The sequence below is a fragment of the Herbiconiux daphne genome (genome assembly GCF_024979295.1).
Lineage (GTDB): Bacteria > Actinomycetota > Actinomycetes > Actinomycetales > Microbacteriaceae > Herbiconiux > Herbiconiux daphnes.
The window spans coordinates 1-600 of the sequence record NZ_JANLCJ010000566.1; the positions used below are offsets into that span (position 1 = coordinate 1).

Sequence of the window (600 nt, forward strand, 5' to 3'; positions counted from 1 at the left end):
TCAGATAATGACTAAGGAGTAGTAATGAACGGAATTCAAATTTTAGAATCAGAACGTCCCGAACTCAACGGTTCATTCTGGCTCACTAATGAAGAGGATGTAGAGAATGCCATCTGTGCAGTCGTGCGAGAAGGCGTGGCTGAAGAGGGTGCTTCTTATCCTATTCGTGATCTACGTATTATTCGGTCTCGTCCAGTGGGAGTTAGTGCTGAACAGCCTCGACCAACTATTGAAGGTGGCCAACACTTAAATGTGAATGTCCTAACAAGGGAGACCCTTGAAGATGCGATTGTTAATCCTGATAAGTATCCTCAGCTTACTATTCGTGTCTCTGGATACGCTGTTAGATTTAATTCGCTTACGCCGGAACAACAAAGAGATGTCGTGGCGAGAACTTTTACAGCAAGCCTTTGAGTGGGACTGATATGATTCCGTGGTATAACTGGGTGATATTCGGTGGAGTGTGTCTGTTCATTCTTGGACTGGTAACATACTACATGTACGAATCAATCACGGAGAAGTAATGAATTTCCATCAATACTATAAAACTGATATGTTAAATGGGCCAGGCATTCGTAATGTTTTATTTGTGGCTGGCTG

At 42.8% G+C, this 600-nt stretch carries 1 pseudogene; it reads left to right on the forward strand.

The window, feature by feature from the left end:
* Positions 1 to 231: 231 nt before the first annotated feature.
* Positions 232 to 414, forward strand: a pseudogene (locus N1032_RS28560) (glycine radical domain-containing protein); the annotation flags it as partial.
* Between the last annotated feature and the right edge of the window lie 186 nt (positions 415 to 600).